Origin of the sequence: Nitrosomonas oligotropha (genome assembly GCF_900106555.1) — a bacterium.
In the GTDB taxonomy this organism is placed as follows: Bacteria; Pseudomonadota; Gammaproteobacteria; order Burkholderiales; family Nitrosomonadaceae; genus Nitrosomonas; species Nitrosomonas oligotropha_A.
Window position 1 is genome coordinate 47,354 of sequence record NZ_FNOE01000005.1, and the last position, 18,176, is coordinate 65,529.

At 48.6% G+C, this 18,176-nt stretch carries 18 protein-coding genes; 15 read left to right on the top strand and 3 right to left on the bottom strand.

Annotated elements, in window-relative coordinates; translation table 11 throughout:
* The first annotated feature begins 329 nt into the window (after window positions 1-329).
* From BLU57_RS04390 to BLU57_RS04425, 8 genes are all read left to right on the top strand, one after another.
* Window positions 330-773 (top strand): hydrogenase maturation protease, encoded by a 444-nt coding sequence (locus tag BLU57_RS04390; RefSeq protein WP_090316791.1) that lies wholly within the window; start codon window positions 330-332, stop codon window positions 771-773.
* Window positions 770-1,087 carry a HupE/UreJ family protein gene (locus BLU57_RS04395; RefSeq protein ID WP_218131632.1) on the top strand — a complete coding sequence of 106 codons (318 nt, stop codon included), beginning with the start codon at window positions 770-772 and terminating at the stop codon, window positions 1,085-1,087. The genes BLU57_RS04390 and BLU57_RS04395 overlap by 4 nt, the downstream gene beginning before the upstream one ends.
* Before the next feature lie 23 nt (window positions 1,088-1,110).
* On the top strand, window positions 1,111-1,452 hold the full coding sequence (hypA, locus tag BLU57_RS04400; RefSeq protein ID WP_090316796.1) for a hydrogenase maturation nickel metallochaperone HypA: 342 nt from the start codon (window positions 1,111-1,113) through the stop codon (window positions 1,450-1,452).
* A 12-nt stretch (window positions 1,453-1,464) separates the two neighbouring features.
* Entirely contained in the window at window positions 1,465-2,382 is a 918-nt protein-coding gene (hypB, locus tag BLU57_RS04405) for a hydrogenase nickel incorporation protein HypB (protein WP_090316799.1), read from the top strand.
* Entirely contained in the window at window positions 2,306-3,496 is a 1,191-nt protein-coding gene (locus BLU57_RS04410) for a Kae1-like domain-containing protein (protein WP_256206120.1), read from the top strand. The genes hypB and BLU57_RS04410 overlap by 77 nt, the downstream gene beginning before the upstream one ends.
* 30 nt (window positions 3,497-3,526) lie before the next feature.
* Window positions 3,527-4,381: an Hsp33 family molecular chaperone HslO gene (gene hslO, locus BLU57_RS04415; RefSeq protein WP_090316804.1), complete on the top strand. Its 855-nt coding sequence runs from the start codon at window positions 3,527-3,529 to the stop codon at window positions 4,379-4,381.
* A 173-nt stretch (window positions 4,382-4,554) separates the two neighbouring features.
* Window positions 4,555-4,947 (top strand): response regulator, encoded by a 393-nt coding sequence (locus BLU57_RS04420; protein WP_256206119.1) that lies wholly within the window; start codon window positions 4,555-4,557, stop codon window positions 4,945-4,947.
* 15 nt (window positions 4,948-4,962) lie between these two features.
* Window positions 4,963-6,399, top strand: a complete 1,437-nt coding sequence (locus tag BLU57_RS04425; protein ID WP_090316810.1) for a sensor histidine kinase — start codon at window positions 4,963-4,965, stop codon at window positions 6,397-6,399.
* Between the two features lie 81 nt (window positions 6,400-6,480).
* Here BLU57_RS04425 and BLU57_RS04430 read toward each other — a convergent pair whose 3' ends face one another.
* On the bottom strand, window positions 6,481-8,874 hold the full coding sequence (locus tag BLU57_RS04430) for a DNA internalization-related competence protein ComEC/Rec2 (RefSeq protein ID WP_090316813.1): 2,394 nt from the start codon (window positions 8,872-8,874) through the stop codon (window positions 6,481-6,483).
* Window positions 8,875-9,111: 237 nt separating this feature from the next.
* Here BLU57_RS04430 and BLU57_RS04435 point away from each other — a divergent pair, with 237 nt between their 5' ends.
* The 3 genes from BLU57_RS04435 (at window position 9,112) to BLU57_RS04445 (ending at window position 12,111) form a co-directional block, all read left to right on the top strand.
* Window positions 9,112-10,326: an ATP-binding protein gene (locus tag BLU57_RS04435; protein WP_090316815.1), complete on the top strand. Its 1,215-nt coding sequence runs from the start codon at window positions 9,112-9,114 to the stop codon at window positions 10,324-10,326.
* On the top strand, window positions 10,295-10,942 hold the full coding sequence (locus BLU57_RS04440) for a response regulator (RefSeq protein WP_090316817.1): 648 nt from the start codon (window positions 10,295-10,297) through the stop codon (window positions 10,940-10,942). Before BLU57_RS04435 ends, BLU57_RS04440 begins: the two co-directional genes overlap by 32 nt.
* A 119-nt stretch (window positions 10,943-11,061) precedes the next feature.
* The gene (locus BLU57_RS04445; RefSeq protein WP_090316819.1) at window positions 11,062-12,111 is read left to right on the top strand and encodes a class I fructose-bisphosphate aldolase; all 1,050 of its coding nucleotides are present in this window, start codon (window positions 11,062-11,064) and stop codon (window positions 12,109-12,111) included.
* 64 nt (window positions 12,112-12,175) lie between these two features.
* On the opposite strand, the gene BLU57_RS04450 is transcribed toward BLU57_RS04445, so the two are convergent.
* Entirely contained in the window at window positions 12,176-12,850 is a 675-nt protein-coding gene (locus BLU57_RS04450) for a tetratricopeptide repeat protein (protein WP_090316821.1), read from the bottom strand.
* Between the two features lie 83 nt (window positions 12,851-12,933).
* Window positions 12,934-13,683 (bottom strand): ankyrin repeat domain-containing protein, encoded by a 750-nt coding sequence (locus tag BLU57_RS04455; RefSeq protein ID WP_090316824.1) that lies wholly within the window; start codon window positions 13,681-13,683, stop codon window positions 12,934-12,936.
* Between the two features lie 331 nt (window positions 13,684-14,014).
* Here BLU57_RS04455 and BLU57_RS04460 point away from each other — a divergent pair, with 331 nt between their 5' ends.
* From BLU57_RS04460 to purH, 4 genes are all read left to right on the top strand, one after another.
* Window positions 14,015-15,187 (top strand): FAD-dependent monooxygenase, encoded by a 1,173-nt coding sequence (locus tag BLU57_RS04460; RefSeq protein WP_090316826.1) that lies wholly within the window; start codon window positions 14,015-14,017, stop codon window positions 15,185-15,187.
* A 169-nt stretch (window positions 15,188-15,356) separates the two neighbouring features.
* Window positions 15,357-16,361: a tRNA dihydrouridine synthase DusB gene (gene dusB / locus BLU57_RS04465; protein ID WP_090316829.1), complete on the top strand. Its 1,005-nt coding sequence runs from the start codon at window positions 15,357-15,359 to the stop codon at window positions 16,359-16,361.
* Window positions 16,362-16,368: 7 nt separating this feature from the next.
* Window positions 16,369-16,611, top strand: coding sequence for a helix-turn-helix domain-containing protein (locus BLU57_RS04470; protein ID WP_090316832.1), 243 nt, complete (start codon window positions 16,369-16,371; stop codon window positions 16,609-16,611).
* Window positions 16,608-18,167, top strand: a complete 1,560-nt coding sequence (gene purH, locus BLU57_RS04475; RefSeq protein ID WP_090316835.1) for a bifunctional phosphoribosylaminoimidazolecarboxamide formyltransferase/IMP cyclohydrolase — start codon at window positions 16,608-16,610, stop codon at window positions 18,165-18,167. Before BLU57_RS04470 ends, purH begins: the two co-directional genes overlap by 4 nt.
* Window positions 18,168-18,176 lie beyond the last annotated feature (9 nt).

Genomic DNA, 18,176 nt, shown 5'->3' on the forward strand with positions numbered 1-18,176 from the left:
GTCGGGATTAACCGGGAGTTGAGAGGCGGATGTCCCGGTTGGTAAAGCATTACAGCGAAATTGAATTTGGTAAGTGACTTATTTATGACTGAAATCGGCAATACTGAGAATAGAATGTGTACCGGTAAGCAAGCTGCGTAATGAAGGTTTATTCATCCTGGATGACACATTAATTTTGAGTAGAGTCGGTAGTTAATCCGCAAGTATCCAAAGAAAAATCATACTTTCCATAAAACAGTGAATAAAATAACCATCACAGATCACGGGCAAGTTTTAATGAAACAATCTCACAGCAATAAAACCACTCAGCTAATCAACTCGAGCAGCGCATGAACAAGCTATTGCTACTTGGCTATGGAAATCCAGGACGCGGGGACGATGCATTAGGTCCGTTGCTGGTCGAGCATATCGCTCAGTTACAATTGGCGGATGTAGCTTGCCTCGTTGACATGCAATTGCTGATTGAGCATGCTGCCGATTTAACGGACTTTGACCGGATTATATTTGTGGATGCGGATATGTCGTGCCAGGAACCTTTTGAGTTTTCAACCGTGACTGCGGAAAAAGACGCCAGCTATACCAGCCATGCTTTAACACCAGCGGCGGTGCTGTATGTTTACCAGCAAATCCATTCGCACGCCGCGCCACCTGCTATTCTGCTGCGTATCCGCGGTTATCGTTTTGAACTGGGCGATTATTTAAGCATGCAAGCCAATGAAAATCTGGCGGCCGCCATTTTAAAAATTCAGCAATGGATTCCACAGCAACAATGAAAAAACCGGTTCCGCCAGTGAAATTTTTCCCGCTTTTATTGTTGATCGCACTATTGCTGATTACATCCCCACTGGTATTTGCACATACTGGCGATGGTTGCCATCGGCTTATGGGCCTCACAAGCGCATGGCAGCGAAATGCCATCCAATATATCGCTGCCTCCTACGCGGCGGGTTTTATGCTGGCGACTATGCTATTGCATCTATGCGGCATCGGCTTAGCCCTGTTATGCAAAAAATTTACCGGCACCCGGTGGATTCGCTTCAGCGGTATCATCATTGCCGGTTATGGTGGTTTTTTATTAATCCCGTAAGCCGCTGGATGATGAGGTAATACATGCATGAGCTATCGCTTGCCGAAAGTATCTTACAACTCATCGAAGACGCCGCGATTGAACAAAAATTCACACAAGTCAAAACGGTATGGCTGGAAGTCGGTCAGCTGGCTTGTGTCGAACAGGAATCGCTGCGCTTCTTTTTTACTGTGGTAACGGAAGACAGTATCGCCCGGCAAGCCAAGCTGGAAATTATCGACATTGCCGGACAGGCTATGTGCGATCAATGCCATCAAGTTATGATGATCGCCACCTACCACCAGGTCTGTTCGCAGTGCGGCAGCTACGCGCTGCATGTCACGCAAGGGAATGGCATGCGCATCAAGGAACTGGAAGTGGAATAAAAGGAATCGATTATGTGTACAACTTGTGGTTGCGGCATTGGGCAGACGCGCATTAATGGTCAATCAATGCAATCGCGGCATCATTCAAATACCCGGCTTCAGTATCGTACGTTGCAATCCGCGCATGATCATGCGCATGAAAAAGTAGCAGTGCCTGTAACCGTGGATCACGCAGCTGATACGCTGCATTTTGGCAGCGGCATCGCGGGTACGCACGCACCCGGGATGAGCCAATCCAGAATGGTTAAAATCGAGCGCGACATTCTGACAAAAAATAACCAGTTTGCCGCCGGAAATCGCCAGTATTTAGCAGAGCACGGCATTTTTGCGCTGAATCTCGTGTCCAGTCCGGGTTCCGGCAAAACCACGTTGCTCGTCAAAACGATTGAAATGCTGCGCGACCGGTTCCCGATTACTGTGATCGAAGGCGATCAGCAAACCGACCACGATGCCGCGCGTATCCGTGCAACCGGTGTTCCAGCATTGCAAATCAACACCGGCAAAGGCTGTCATTTGGATGCGCACATGATCGGCCAAGCTTTGCAGCAAATGTCCATACCGGATAACAGCGTGTTATTCATCGAGAATGTCGGCAATCTGGTATGCCCATCCGGTTTTGATCTGGGTGAAGCGCACAAAGTGGTGATTCTGTCCGCCACCGAAGGCGAAGACAAACCGCTGAAATATCCCGACATGTTTTATGCCGCCGATTTGATGCTTCTGAATAAATGCGATTTGCTGCCCCACTTAACTTTTGACGTCGATCTGGTCATTGATTATGCGCACCGTGTTCATCCCGGATTGCCCGTGATGCAAATTTCTGCCACGCAAGGCAGCGGTATGCAGGCATGGATTGATTGGATTTGCGAGGGGTGCCATAGCGCAGCAGCAGGCCCGTCTCTGCAACACATTGATTCCACGCTTGGTTAATCCACACAACACCACTATCGCGCTGGCTATTGGCGGCCCTTCCGTTCTAGCCTGCGGCGCCTGGCTGAAAAACACCATTTGTGTGACGCAAGGAAATAGCGCGCATCTCTCTCCGCTCATTGGCGACTTGGCAACGGTGGAAGCTCGTCAGCAATTGGATCGAACCGTGCAGCGCTTATGTCTGGATTATGCAATTCAACCGGAAATCGTTACGCACGACCTGCATCCGGATTTTTACAGCACGCAATTTGCGCAAACATACGCCGGACAGCGGCATATTCCCGTATTGGCCGTGCAACATCATCATGCCCACATTGCCGCCATTTGCGCCGAACACCAATTGACCCAACCGGTATTAGGTCTGGCGCTGGATGGGGTCGGCCTGGGAACGGACAACACGCCTTGGGGCGGCGAGTTGCTATTGGTTGATGGCGCCCGTTTTGACCGGCTGGGTCACCTAATGACTTTAGCTTTACCAGGTGGAGACCGCGCCGCACAGGAACCGTGGCGCATGGCGGCGGCGGCATTATTCCGTCTAAATCGCGGCGCTGAAATTATCCCTCGTTTCCAGGATCAACCGGCAGCTGCAACGGTTGCGGCGATGCTGGCAAGAGACCTGAATTGCCCGCAAACATCCAGCATGGGGCGTTTATTTGACGCAGCGGCCGGATTGCTGGGCATTAATGCAATGCAATCGCACGAAGCACAAGCCGCCATTCAATTACAACAATTCGCTGAACAACATGGAGAAACCGGTGCGCTGATGGACGGTTATCGCATCAACGCTGATAACCAACTGGATTTCTCGCTCCTATTGTCAGCACTGATCGATTGCCGTGATGCCGGACACGATGTTGCCTACGGTGCCGCGTTATTTCATGCCACACTGATTGCCGGATTGGCAGCATGGATTGAATCAGCGGCCGAGCAACATAATATTGCACATGTGGCACTGGGCGGCGGGTGTTTTCATAACACAATATTGCGGCACGGCTTGATCCGCCGCTTGACTGCATCGTCTCTGAAAATATTTCACGCGCGGCAAATGTTACCGGACGACAGCGCGATTGCGTTAGGTCAGGCATGGGTAGCATTGCAACACAACCGGTTATAATGACGGTTTCTTACAACCGAAGGCCTTAGAATGAGCAACTATGTACAACGCTTTCTTCTGGAAAACCTGGATATCCGCGGTGCCATAGTACGCCTCGATTCCGTTTGGATAGCGATGTTAACCGGGCGCAACTATCCGCAACCGGTAACCCGGCTGCTCGGCGAGATGAGCGCCGTCACCTTACTGATGGGTGAAAACCTCAAACAAACCGGCCGGCTGACCATACAATTGAATGGCAACGGTCCGGTTTCGATGCTGGTTATCGACTGCACCGATACATTACATATTCGCGGCATGGCAAAACACGCAGAAAACATCGCAGCACAGCCTGTATCCGAACTGCTCGGTCACGGTCAATTGCTGATTACATTGGATATGCCGTCCATGCGCGAATGCTATCAAAGCATCGTACCGCTCGACGGTGATAACATCGCCGAAATCTTTGAACATTACTTCCGGCAATCCGAGCAATTGCCTTCACGTTTATTCCTGATTACCACCGACACCGCGATTTTTGGCTTGTTGCTGCAAAAATTGCCCAATGCTGACCAACAGGATCCCGATGGCTGGACACGCGCCGAAGCACTGGCAGCGACAGTGCATGACCATGCCTTATTCGATTTGACTACGGAAGAAATATTGACTCGCTTGTTTTATCAAGAAACTATCCGCATTTTCGATGCGCAAACCATCCAATACGGCTGCGGGGAAGATCCCGCCAAGATTTACGCCCTGCTGCGCTCGCTCGGACGTGAGGAAGTCGATTCAATCCTGAAAGAATTCGGCGAAGTTGTCGTTAATGATGACATCTGTAACCGTGAATATCGCTTGGATGCGATCGCTGTTGATGCAGTATTCCGCGAGGCAGGCTCAACGATTCATTGAGTTACTGCATATATTTTGCTAGAACTCACATATTCTTAATATATGCCGTTTTGCACTTCACATATTTTTCACATTTGCTAAGATATGATCGGCTCAAGAATATCCCCGGTGAGCAAACGGTTTCTGTCTTGTAAGAAGCCCGGCCGGGTTCACACGATGAAGTTAGGAGAATTATGATGGCACCACGAATAGCACATGTTGACGATGATTCGGATATCCGCGAAGCAGTTGAGCGGATTCTTTGCAAGAATGGATATGAAGTCAGCAGTTATCTATCTATGCAAGAATTTATCGATTCACTGGAAGATGAAAGCAACCGCCCTGATCTGGCGATCCTTGATGTAATGGTGGAATCCATGGATTCCGGTTTGACTACCTATGCAAAGATTCACAAGCGATTTCCACAAATACAGACCATTTTTCTCACTTCCTTAGGCGATATGATCAGACCTTATTTTGAAGATGGCTCGCACGAATGGGTGTGTATCATGGAAAAACCTGTTGAACCGGTAAGCTTATTGGCAACGATCAACGATCGATTAAAGCATACAGGAGAAGCTGCCTAACCGGACTATTTGAAAATGGCAACCACTGAATTTTCTTGGGATAAATCCAATAGTCAAAATATTCTGCTTGAAATAAAAGGCGATAAACTCAAGCTCAGCGATGATGTATTAATCAGTAATATTCGCTGGTTTATTACTTTCCGCTGGGCATTGATTGTCTCGTTGGTTTTCTTCGAAATCCTGATGCTATCGGCGTCGAATGTATTGACGCAATTTGGCATCAGCGAACAGGAAAAATGGCCGGTCGCCATCATCATGGTGCTGGTTGTCGCTAATATTGCTTACATCTTTGCATTAGACCGTTGCAAACCGGGTAAATATAACTCCCCCTCGATCAATTTATGGGTGCAGATCATTGTCGATTTGATCTGTTTGTCCGTTGTCGTACATTATATTGGCAGCACGACTACGCCCATTTCATTTTTCTATGTGCTGCATATTGCGCTGGCCTGCATCTTTTTTTCTACCCGCGAAAGCCTGTATGTCACCATTTTAGTGTGTCTCATGGATACGATAGTTATCATTGTTGATAACTTTCTGATCACGCAAACGCCATTGTCAACATTAGTCAACAATCATCTTCTGTCCGAGAATGCGCGACTAGATGGTGCAATGTTATGGATGTTTTTTCTCGATATCTTATTTTTTATCGTTTGGTATGTGGTTTCGAGGCTTTCCCTGATCGTTCGCGCGCATGAGCGACACCTGCTGGATGCCTACAGGCAAATTAATCAGGCGCAAGTCGAAAAGGATCAATACGCCGTGCTCATGACGCACCAGCTTAAATCACCGCTGGATGCCATCCGCAGCAAAATCAATTTGATTAAAGGGGGTTATTGCGGAGATGCTTCAGACGGCGTAAATGAGGCGCTGGACAAGATTGATAGCCGCGCGCAAGGCATGTCGAGTTTGATTCTGGACTTGCTTAGGCTCGAACGCTTGAAAGATACCTGTCTTAATACCGCAGTATTCGAGACAGTCGACATTCAAACCACACTGCAAAAATGTATCGAGAAATTAACGCTCGTTGCCAATGCCAAGCATATCGCATTCAATCTAACGATTGAAAATTTCTATTGCAAGGTTATCCCCGATCAACTGGAAATACTTCTGGAAAATATTATTACCAATGCGATTACCTATTCGCATGATAATACAGCGGTAGAGATTACATCCGTCATTAATCAGCGGGACCGGAGTGCCAGCATCACCATTACTGATCACGGCATAGGTATAGAGAATAAAGACTTACCTAACATATTCAACGAATATTTTTATTCACCCAGAGCGGCGCTGCATAATAAGGCAACCAGCGGCATCGGCTTGTCCATCGTAAGAATCGCGGCAGAAAATAATAAGCTAAAAATCAAAGTGACCAGTGAACCCGGCGCGGGTACTTCGTTCACCGTAGTGTTTAACGATATCGAATTGCCCGATGACGACGATCACTAGGAAAAATTTACTTACAACCTCCGGTTATCGATACCATCCCTATTGATACTCAGTGCAGTTGTCCCATCATCTCAATCCAACCTATTCGATTGTGCTGTGATGCCAGTAGCGTCGCTTTAGTTGTCTCCAACTCTCAGCCGACCAGCCATTACCGGTAAAACGCAGCAAGATCGCACCGTCTCTGTCACTACGCAGCAAGCGGCTGTTCAAGTTGAGATAACGTGCCATTACTTCTTCGCGCGGATGGCCATAGCGATTAAGGTAACCGACCGTAAAAACTGTCAATGCCGGACTCACCTGCTGCACAAAACTCATTGTTGAGGATGACAGGCTGCCATGATGTGGCGCGATCAGCACGGTTGCCGGAAGCTTCTCACTGGCGCGGCTAAGTAGCGCTAATTCATCTTTACCTTCAATATCCGCCGGTAATAACACGCTGCCATGCTTCGATGTGATCTTTAGCACGCAACTATTTGAATTGACTTTGCGTTGTGGATTTGCATAATCCTGCGGCAATGGATGCAACAATTCAAAATGCACACCATCCCAATGCAATGACTGTCCGGCCTGGCATTGATCGTGATGCTTTACAGTGCGCCGTATGGGATGCTGATCGCTCAAAGAAGACAACAGCAACTCAACCGGCATTTCATCCATTATCGACAATGCACCACCGCTATGGTCTGTATCCGCGTGCGATACGATCATGGCATCCAGTTTCCGTATGCCTTCACCACGCAAAAACGGCACGACAATGCGGCTACCGCTATCGGTATCGCCAAAACCAGGTCCGGTATCAAACAACACCGTATGATGCGCCGTACGCGCCACAACGGCTAATCCCTGACCGGCATCTAGGATCGTCAACCATAATTCACCGCTTTTGGGCTGCGCAGGCAATACCCAAAACACCGGCAATAACGCCACCACCCCAAGCCAGCGCGCTGGAAAACCTGCAAAAAATCCGCTTGCCAAACTTCCGGGCAACAGCATCCACAAAATTCCGCAAATTGCTGCCAAGATTGCCCACAGCGGTGGCGTATGCTGTTGCCATACAGCCTGTGGAAAATCACTCAGCGCGTGCAATACCGCCATGACGAAACTTAAAACTTCGTGTGCAAGCGGCAGAATAAAGTCAAACAGCGGTATCACTGCCAATAGCGTTAGCGGCACAACCACAAGACTTATCAGTGGAATGGCAATGGCATTGGCAAACGGCGATAACATCGGTATTTGCTGGAAGAAAACCAGTAACAGCGGGATCAGCCCCAGGGTAATCGCCCACTGTACCCGCAGCCAATCGATTAACCAATGAACTCTGCCAATCCGCCCTACTGTGATCAGCATAATAAGCCCGATGGCACCGAACGACAGCCAGAATCCAGGCGCCATGACGGCCCAGGGATCAAGTAGAACCACCCAAAACAGCGCCCAAGCCAGCACTGTTGTTGCGGCAGATTGCCGCCCTCGCCATATTGCGATGGCCACAACGGCCAGCATATAGAGCGTCCGCTGCGCGGGAATTGCAAAACCGGACAGAACCGCATAAGCCAATGCCACAACCAGTCCAGCCGCAACAGCAGCCCGGCGTGCTGGCAAACGTAGCGTCAAATAAGCCAACCGGCGCCATAACCAGAAAACCAGTGCAAAGACCATGCTGGAAATCATCGTGATATGCAATCCGGAAATCGCCATCAAATGATTGGTGCCGGTCCGGGTGAAAATTTGCCATTGATCGCGCGGGATAGCGTGTTGATCGCCCATGGCCAAGGCTTGCAATACACCCGCATACGAATGGCCGGATAAATGAGCGGCAAAGCGCTGTTGAATGTCCTCGCGAATATGCTCAATCCAGTATTTCGGCCTTGAAAACATCGGCTGCAGAAGCTCATTATCAGTTGATGGACGCACGTATCCGGTTGCACGGATATTGCGCTCCAATGCCCAGGCTTCATAATCAAAGCCATGTGGATTCATGCTGCCATGCGGCTGCTTGAGCCGCACTGTAATCCGCCAGCGTTCCCCCGCATGCAGGATTGGCCGCTCCAAAGGATGCGCTCCTGTTTGCCGCACTTTGAACCATGAAATTAGTAGATGTTGAGGTACAACCGCACCGGGCGTAATCACCTGCTCTACATCAAAACGGAAGCGGGTACCGCGCTCATTGCTTTGCTGCACACTCGCTACTACGCCGGTTATTTGTATATCCTGCCGCTCCCAGCTTTGCGGCAAGAAATCGGACAAACGCCACTGTGCCAAGGCCGCAGCCCAGAAAAACCCGATCCCCAAGAAAAACAGGCACAGTAAGATTCTGCGCAGCATGATCGACGCGCCCGATGAATAACGCGCAAGTAATCCGTTGACGGCCAGGATCGGCATTAAACCCCAAGCCCAATCGAGTACGGGTAATTCAGCTTGCTGCTGCAGCAAACCAACGCCAAAAACAAAAGCCAGAATGTTTAATCGTACTGACAAACCGTTTCAACCTTCATCACGTGCAAATCAATGCTTAAAACATCAGTACGGCATCCACAACCTTCACTGTAATCTCCAGCTCTTCGTTTGTAGGATTTTTCTCATAAAATTATAGCGTTATGATTTGTAATAATTTGGTACTATAACATTATGTATTCTTAGCAGATGAAATACAGTTATGCTTGAATCACCGGGCACAGCTCCAGCATACGCGCGGGATGAGTAATAGGAGATGGTATGACACAAAGTGAAGAGCAAAGAAGAAAAGATGACGACATAAAATTCAGCAAAACCGAGCTACTGAGCGAATTGCAGACTTCTCACTTTGAACTGGAAATGCAGTACCGGGAGCTTAAAGAAACACAGCAGCAACTAAGTGAATCTCACAGCCGCTTTGAAGATCTTTACGAATATGCACCGGTCGGCTATCTAACCTTAGACAAAACCGGGCATATTTTATCGCTCAATCTCAGAGGTGCAAAATTACTCAACAATGACCGGGAATCGTTGATTGGCAAATCTTTCATGGAATGTTTCTTTGATATCAACAAACAGGTCTTTACCGATTATTTGCAGAAAGTTTTCATTACCACAGGAAAAACCACAGTTGATCTAAAAATCAAGAACGCGGATGAGCATATCAACTATATCCGGTTGCAAAGCACAGTCATGTGCGATAGCAGCACTTGCCTCATGATCATGTCCGATATCAGTCAGCTTAAGAAAACCATCAATCTTAACCGCAACTTATTAAATGAAAATAGGCGGTTGATGAAAGAACTATTTCAAGTACAAGAAAAAGAACGGCGTTCACTCGCGCGTGAATTGCACGATGAGTTAGGACAATGGCTTACGGTGATACGCATCGAGAATGAAGTCATTCTGAATAATACTCCAGCCGATTCGATGAGCGCTGCCAGTGCGCGCGCTATCGGTGACTGTACTCAGAAAATGAACGAAGTAATTCATGAAATGCTGCATAAATTGCGGCCCATGTTACTGGATACGCTGGGATTGATCGATGCCTTATTGGAACTGAAACGGCAATGGAGCACACACCACCCGCAGATCATTCTTGAATTCAAAGTAAACGGTGAACTGGATAAATTGCATGAATCGATCAATATCGCCATCTTTCGTATCATTCAAGAAGGTTTGAACAATATCTACAACCACTCCGAGGCCACCTGGGCACAAATAAGCCTCAGCCGTGAGAGCGATTTAGAATGCATGGAGGATTGTTTGCTGCTCACCATCGAGGACAACGGCAAGGGGTATAATATCAATCAACAATTTCGCGGATTAGGATTACTCGGTATGCGTGAGCGCGTCATTGCCATGGGTGGCACATTGTCGGTGCGCAGCGCATGCAATGAAGGCACTGAAATCAATATTAAACTGCCCATTGAACACTCAGATTATGACGAAACCAATCTCTATCCTGTTGATTGATGATCATCCCGTAGTACGTACCGGCTATCGCCGATTGCTGGAGAGCACACCCGATATATGTGTCGTCGGGGAAGCCGACGACGGTGAGTCCGGCTACCAATACTACCTGGAATATCAACCGGATGTGACGATTCTGGACTTGAACATGCCAGGCATTGGCGGACTGGAAACCATCCGGCGCATCAAAGCCAGAGATCCCGCAGCACACGTCCTGGTGTTCAGCATGTTGAATAATGTCACGATGGCGCAACGGTCATTAAAAGCCGGAGCCACCGGATTTCTCAGCAAACAAAGCGGAATTGGAGAAATGATTCAGGCGGTGCGGCAAGTCAATGCGGGAAAAATTTATATCGAATCGGAGTTAGCCGCAACGCTGGCACTCAACGCAACACGCAAGGATACCTGCGAAAACCCCCTGGATATGCTCACCAAACGGGAATTTCAAATATTCAAACTGATCGCGGAAGGAAATTCCAGCACGCAAATTGCGGAAAAACTCGCCATCAGCCCAAAAACCGTCGGCGTTCATCATGTCAACCTGATGCGAAAATTGCAATTACAAAACACCACACAACTCATTCGCCTAGCGATTAACAATAACGTCATTCAAACATAAAGACAGCGTAACTTAATTGACGTGCTTTGGAAATAAGCATAATGCTTATTTTCTCAACCCGGCGCATCGATTAAGATGACTACTCTAAACAAGCCATAGTCCCTTAATCAGGAGCAAAAATGACACATATTTCCGCCGTTCTGGGTAGTGAAAGCGAACTGCTGCTCAATCATGTCTGCCATACCATACCGAAGCAAAGCCTGCAGCTGCCCGGTGCGGATTTTGTCGATCGCGTCATGGCACTGAGCAACCGTAAACCCTGCGTACTACGCAATCTGCAAGCGCTTTATAATCAAGGGCGTTTAACGGGTACCGGTTATTTGTCATTACTCCCCGTAGACCAGGGTGTTGAACACTCAGCCGGCGCTTCATTTGCCCCCAATCCCATGTTTTTTGATCCCAAGAGCATTGTCGATTTGGCGATTGAAGGCGGATGCAATGGTGTCGCATCCACACTGGGCGTCCTGGGTATTGTAGCGCGGCGCTATGCGCACAAAATTCCGATGATTCTTAAAATCAATCACAATGAATTGCTGACTTATCCCACTAAATACGATCAAACACTTTTTGCCAGCATCAATCAGGCATTTGATATGGGCGCGTGCGCCGTGGGCGCTACTGTTTTTTTTGGTTCGGACGAATCCCGCCGTCAAATCCAGGAAGTCTCTGCCGCGTTTGAACATGCGCATAACCTGGGCATGGTCACCATTTTGTGGGCTTATACCCGTAACGCTGCGTTCAAAACCGCTGAAAAGGATTATCACGTCAGCGCTGATCTGACCGGTCAAGCCAATCATCTGGCGGTAACCATCGGCGCCGACATCGTTAAACAAAAAATGGCGACCAATAATGGCGGATACAATGTGATTAAATTCGGCAAAACACACCCTAAGGTATACAGTGAGCTGACAACGGAACACCCGATCGACCTGGTGCGGTATCAAGTTGCCAATTGCTACATGGGACGGATCGGTATGATCAATTCGGGTGGTGAATCCGGCAGTGATGATTTGCATCAGGCGATCCGTACTGCGGTCATCAACAAACGGGCGGGCGGGATGGGGTTAATCTCCGGGCGCAAGGCATTTCAGAAACCTTTTGCCGAAGGCGTCAAATTGCTGCACGCCATTCAGGATGTGTATTTATCCAACGAAGTCAATATTGCTTAGGCAGTCCCGGTTAAGCAATAGTAAACGGCCGTGCCATACAGCGCACGGCCGGAAAGCAGAGCTATTATTTTCCGGATGCTTTAATCGCATCGAGATTAGCTTGCGCATCTTCATTTCCTTGCGCGGCCGCCTTTTTAAACCATTCGACCGCTTTTTTCTCATCCCTGTCTACGCCTTCTCCGGTGAAATACATTGCCCCCAGGTTATTCTGCGCATCGACATGACCTTGTTCGGCCGCACTCTTGAACAGTTCCGCCGCCTGCGTCAGGTCTTGCGGCACACCTTCACCATTTGCGTACATCAGTCCTAAATTAAACTGCGCATCGGCATAGCCTTGTTCGGCAGCACGGAAGAACCAGCCGGCAGCCAATTCCGGATCAGTATTCAACACTTGACCGGATAAGGTCTTGGATACGGCTTCCCCGGTGTAGTACATGACACCCAAGCTATTTTGCGCAGCCGGGTCGCCTGCTCTGGCATCGGCCATTAACGCTTTAAATTTCTCTTCGGCGGCTTTAACGTCACCGACACCGCCGGGCATAATCTGATCTCTTAACTCAGCTTTCTCTTCCTCTGTCAGTCCTTCGCTCATGATGGACGGAATCTCACCCAGTTTGGTGATCTCATTCAGCGGCGCGGATATTGAGTCCGCTTCTGATTTATCACTTTTCGATTCACCCCCGCAACCGGTAAGCAATGCAACAGTCGCAGCAAGAAATAAAGCAGCCAAAACATTCATCTAGAATTTCCTCTATTCATTGGGTTATAACGATAACAGCGTGTTTTCAAATCCGGGCGGGCATCAAGATAGCATAGTAGTTACTACTTGGCCCCCGCCTTTACCAATAATTCAATCACTTCCTTATGATGATAAAGTTTGGCCAAAGTCAGTGCGGTCGCGCCATTGCTGGCTTTCAGATTAGGATTGGCGTTTGCCGCCAGCAATGTATGAACCGCGCCTAAATGGCCAAGCTGTACCGCCAGCATCAGTGCTGTCGCGCCGTTTTCCAATTGATAATTAACGTCGGCGCCGGCATTGATCAATGTTTGAATGACTTGCCGATGACCTTGCTGCGCAGCCAGCGTCAGTGCTGTCATACTATCGGCGCGTTTTGCACTTACTTCGGCTTTTGCCGCCAGCAACAGATCGATGGCTTTTCTGCGGTCTTTCTCGGCCGCCATCATTAATGCGGTACCATCTTCCGCAGCAGGCGCATTGACATCGGCGCCTGCAGCCAGCAGAATTTCCACCGCCTGATCACGGCCATCGCGAGCTGACCGCATCAACGGGGTATAGTCATCATCCGCTCTTAAATTAACATCCACACCCGCTTGTATAAATCGTTCAATTACAGTCGCATGACCTTTTTTAACCGCCGCTAGGAAAGCGGCGTTGAGTTCGTCTTGCTCAATGCGCTGCGAATCCAATATCTTTTTTACCAGTGGAAAGTTGCCCTTGTCCGCGGCATTGATCAATTCGCTATCCACATTCACTGACCAGACTTCAGTGGAAATAATAGCAAGTAAACATATTATCCATCCTGCCAATTTATTTTCAAAAAATCTCATCATGCAAAATTCCTTCCTATCCTCTTATTCACACAGAAAATTCTCAAATTATCACCGCAGTATCGCTTTCATGAAACCGGCTGCATCCATTTCAAATCAATAACCGCTGCAATTATACAGTTTAAGCCGCTTTCTTGCCTGCGCATCATGGCAGACTCACCCAATCGCACATTCCACGACTCGTGGCAATATGCTATTCTCCTGCCGTATTCAACACGCAGCAATCATGACTCCAACCGGAATGCATGGGCTGCCGCCGGCAGTTCCCGGATAAAATATGGCATCCGGTCTATAAACTACACATGAATATTCTGCAAAAATTTCAAGAAACACTATGATCACCGATCATTACGACATCGTTATCATTGGCGGCGGACCGGTGGGCATGGCTTTGGCGCTTGCGCTGCAGGATACCGGTATTTCAAGTCTACTGCTGGAAGCACGCGGCGTACCGGAAAAAGATGAAGATCCCCGCCCGCTGGCATTATCGCACGGCAGCCACTTAATCCTGCATCGTTTGGGTGTATGGAACAAGCTGGCAAAAAAAACACCGATCACGACAATTCATATTTCCAATCGCGGCAGCTTCGGCCAGACTGTTTTAACGCCAGAGGATGCCGGTGTCCCTGCACTAGGATTCGTGGTCAACTACCACGATCTTTTTTGCTCGATGCATCAACGCTTGACTACTAGCAGCGCCGGTTACATTGCCGGTGCGATAGTCACCCGGTTAGAGACCACAGAAAACTTAGGCACGGTGCATTTTAATTACCAGGGAAAAGAGCAGACAGTAACCGCTCAGTTGCTCGTCCTGGCCGATGGCGGCAAACTGGCCCAGCAATTACCTGATATCACCTACCAAACGCACGATTACCATCAATACGCCGTTGTCGCCAATATTAAAGCGCAAAAAAAACAAACAGGTATTGCATATGAACGCTTTACTGCCGATGGCCCCGTCGCATTGCTACCCAATGATGAAGATTTCGCATTGGTTTGGACGGTAAGCCCTGAAGCAGTTCAAGAGATCACCTCGTTAGGCGATAGTGATTTTCTGCTTCGCTTGCACCGGCATTTTGGCGATCGGCTTGGAAAATTCACGCACGCCGGAAAAAGATCGGCATTCCCGCTCACACTGAAACACGCAATTTCCACTACCTCGCAACGCACGGCATTGATCGGCAATGCTGCGCAGACATTACATCCCGTCGCAGGACAAGGATTTAATCTAGGACTTAGAGACGCATACGAGTTAGCATGCGAGGCCATCAATACCCAAAGCGCATCGCGGGAAATCGGCACAACAGCGATGCTGTCCGGCTACCAGCAAAAAAGACAAATGGACAGCAGCGGCGGCAGAATTTTTACCGACTCACTCATTAAGCTTTTTTCCAATGACAGTACAATACTCAAACATGTGTGTGGAATCGGTTTAAGCACGCTGGATTGCATGCCGCCACTGAAACGATTTGTCGCCCGCCGCATGATATTCGGCGCGCGCGGATAATTTCATTTCTCTATCCACTATCTGCCTGACAAAACAAAAGCTATAATTCGCCATTGTGCGCTGCAGGAATTATGCGAATATTCCCATCAGCGATTTAGACGTCAGTCATTCGGATTAAAGCTTCCCAGTAATCAAATCACTGCTTATTTAACCCACACACACCGCTTACATGCAAATTGGCACACACATTCTGAAAAACAAACTCATTGTCGCGCCAATGGCGGGAGTTACCGACCGCCCCTTCAGGCAATTGTGCAAAACGATGGGGGCAGGCATGGCGGTGTCAGAAATGGTATCCAGTAACTCATTGTTGTGGGGCTCCAAGAAAACGCAACGGCGCGCCGACCATGAAGGCGAGGTTTCGCCGATTTCCGTGCAAATTGCAGGGGCTGATCCGCAAATGCTAGCGGCGGCAGCACGTTACAATATGGATAATGGCGCCCAGATCATCGATATTAATATGGGTTGCCCAGCCAAAAAAATCTGTAATGTCATGGCTGGTTCCGCGCTCTTGCAAGACGAGCAATTAGTGGGAAAAATTTTGGACGCCGTGGTTAAAGCCGTCGATATTCCGGTAACGCTCAAGATACGAACTGGCTGGGATAAGCAACACAAAAACGCCCTTTCCATTGCGCATATCGCTGAGAATTCCGGTATTCAAGCACTCGCAATCCACGGCCGCACGCGCGCGTGCGCATATACTGGCACCGCGGAATACGATACCATCGCAGCGGTTAAAGCCGCAATTAAGATTCCTGTCATCGCCAATGGCGATATCACAACGCCGGAAAAAGCCCGCCATATTCTTGCCTACACCAATGCGGACGCGATTATGATAGGCCGCGCCGCGCAAGGCAGACCATGGATATTCCGTGAAATCAATCACTACCTCGCCACCGGACAACATTTACAAGCACCCGAAGTATCTGAAATTCACCATGTGCTCATTAATCATTTGCATGATTTATATGAATTTTATGGTGAGTACTCCGGTGTCCGCATCGCACGCAAGCATATCTCCTGGTATACCAAGGGACTCGTTGGATCTGCCAGCTTTCGTCAGTCAATGAATCAGTTACAAACCAGTGATCAGCAAATTTATGAAACCAATAAGTTTTTCTCTACATTAGCTGAGAAAGGTCAACGATTGAGTTATATCAAAGAGGGGGAGTAGTCAGTTTATGAATGCAATCAAGGAAAATGAAATTGCATCTTGCATACGCAAAGCTATCAGCGGATATCTCAATGACCTGGACGGGGAAAAACCATGCCCTATTTACAATATGGTCATGCACAGCGTTGAAAAGCCTTTAATTGAAATCGCTATCCAATACACCAAAGGAAATCAGACTCAGGCCGCTGAGTTACTGGGGATAAACCGCAATACCTTACGTCAAAAAATGAAGCAATATCAAATTAAATGACCATTAAATACGCACTCATCAGTGTTTCGGATAAAACCGGAATTATAGAACTGGCCCAAAAATTGATTCAGCATGGCATCACCATCCTGTCCACAGGCGGCACCGCCAAATTATTGCAACAAGCCGGCATCAACGTGATCGAGGTGGGCGACTATACCGGCTTCCCAGAAATGCTGGACGGCCGGGTCAAAACGCTGCACCCTAAAATTCATGCCGGCATACTGGCACGTAACGATTTACCCGATCATCAACTGGCGCTCGAACAAGCATCGATTCCCAATATCGAATTGGTAATCGTGAATCTCTACCCCTTCAAACAAACGATCGCAAACCCGGATTGCAGTTTTGATGATGCCATTGAGAATATCGACATCGGTGGTCCCACCATGGTGCGTGCAGCCGCCAAAAATTACCGGAAAGTTGCTATTGTCACCGATCCCCAGGATTATTTACCGCTCAGCCAGGAGCTGGCGGAAAATAGTGGCTCCATCAGCTTGGCCACACGTTTCCAACTGGCGCAAAAAGCGTTTACGCACACCGCTTCTTACGACAGCGCCATCAGTAATTATTTAACCGCACTGGACAGCGATTACCAGCACAAAGATTTTCCCGATTCGCTGAATCTGAATTTCACTATCGCACAGCCTTTACGCTATGGCGAAAACCCGCATCAAAAAGCGGCTTTCTACCAGGACGAAACCCCCACACCAGGCAGTCTGGCGAATTACCAACAGCTACAAGGCAAAGAGCTATCGTACAATAATATCGCCGATACCGACGCTGCATGGGAATGTGTCAAAACTTTCGACAACCCCGCTTGTGTGATTGTCAAACACGCCAATCCATGCGGCATAGCCATTGCGGAAACCACGCTACGCGCTTATCAGCTGGCATTTGCGACTGACCCCGTCTCTGCCTTCGGCGGCATCATCGCATTTAACCGGAGCATTGGCAAAGACACCGCTGAAGCGATTCTAAAACAATTCGTTGAAGTCATTATCGCACCTGAAATCACACCGGAAGCGCAGCAACTTCTGGCACAGAAAAACAATATCCGGGTACTGGTTTTGCCGTTACAGGCAGGAAACAATACGTACGATCTGAAGCGGATTGGCGGCGGTCTTCTGGTACAAACGCCGGATATTCAAAACATCACTGTTTCCGATTTAAAAATCGTTACGCAATTAAAACCCACACCGCAGCAGCTAGATGATCTGCTGTTTGCCTGGCGCGCCGCAAAATTTGTTAAATCCAACGCGATTGTATTTTGCCGCAATGGCCAGACGATGGGCATCGGTGCCGGGCAAATGAGTCGTGTCGATAGCGCACGCATTGCATCCATCAAAGCACAGCAAGCCGGTTTGACACTTGCAGAATCCGTTGTCGCATCGGATGCATTCTTCCCGTTCCGCGATGGTCTGGATGTAGTCGTTCAAGCGGGCGCTACAGCCGTTATTCAACCGGGCGGCAGTATCCGTGATCAGGAAGTGATTGCAGCGGCTGATGAACAAGGGATCACCATGGTATTTACTGGTGTCCGCCATTTCAGGCACTAGTTACCCGCT

Coding starts and splice junctions, on each gene's coding strand:
- BLU57_RS04450 (WP_090316821.1), bottom strand. CDS start 12,850: ATGAATGTTTTGGCTGCTTTATTTCTTGCTGCGACTGTTGCATTGCTT.
- BLU57_RS04470 (WP_090316832.1), top strand. CDS start 16,369: ATGAATGCAATCAAGGAAAATGAAATTGCATCTTGCATACGCAAAGCT.
- BLU57_RS04425 (WP_090316810.1), top strand. CDS start 4,963: ATGGCAACCACTGAATTTTCTTGGGATAAATCCAATAGTCAAAATATT.
- hslO (WP_090316804.1), top strand. CDS start 3,527: ATGAGCAACTATGTACAACGCTTTCTTCTGGAAAACCTGGATATCCGC.
- purH (WP_090316835.1), top strand. CDS start 16,608: ATGACCATTAAATACGCACTCATCAGTGTTTCGGATAAAACCGGAATT.
- BLU57_RS04440 (WP_090316817.1), top strand. CDS start 10,295: ATGACGAAACCAATCTCTATCCTGTTGATTGATGATCATCCCGTAGTA.
- BLU57_RS04445 (WP_090316819.1), top strand. CDS start 11,062: ATGACACATATTTCCGCCGTTCTGGGTAGTGAAAGCGAACTGCTGCTC.
- dusB (WP_090316829.1), top strand. CDS start 15,357: ATGCAAATTGGCACACACATTCTGAAAAACAAACTCATTGTCGCGCCA.
- BLU57_RS04420 (WP_256206119.1), top strand. CDS start 4,555: ATGATGGCACCACGAATAGCACATGTTGACGATGATTCGGATATCCGC.
- hypB (WP_090316799.1), top strand. CDS start 1,465: ATGTGTACAACTTGTGGTTGCGGCATTGGGCAGACGCGCATTAATGGT.
- BLU57_RS04390 (WP_090316791.1), top strand. CDS start 330: ATGAACAAGCTATTGCTACTTGGCTATGGAAATCCAGGACGCGGGGAC.
- BLU57_RS04435 (WP_090316815.1), top strand. CDS start 9,112: ATGACACAAAGTGAAGAGCAAAGAAGAAAAGATGACGACATAAAATTC.
- BLU57_RS04455 (WP_090316824.1), bottom strand. CDS start 13,683: ATGATGAGATTTTTTGAAAATAAATTGGCAGGATGGATAATATGTTTA.
- hypA (WP_090316796.1), top strand. CDS start 1,111: ATGCATGAGCTATCGCTTGCCGAAAGTATCTTACAACTCATCGAAGAC.
- BLU57_RS04395 (WP_218131632.1), top strand. CDS start 770: ATGAAAAAACCGGTTCCGCCAGTGAAATTTTTCCCGCTTTTATTGTTG.
- BLU57_RS04460 (WP_090316826.1), top strand. CDS start 14,015: ATGATCACCGATCATTACGACATCGTTATCATTGGCGGCGGACCGGTG.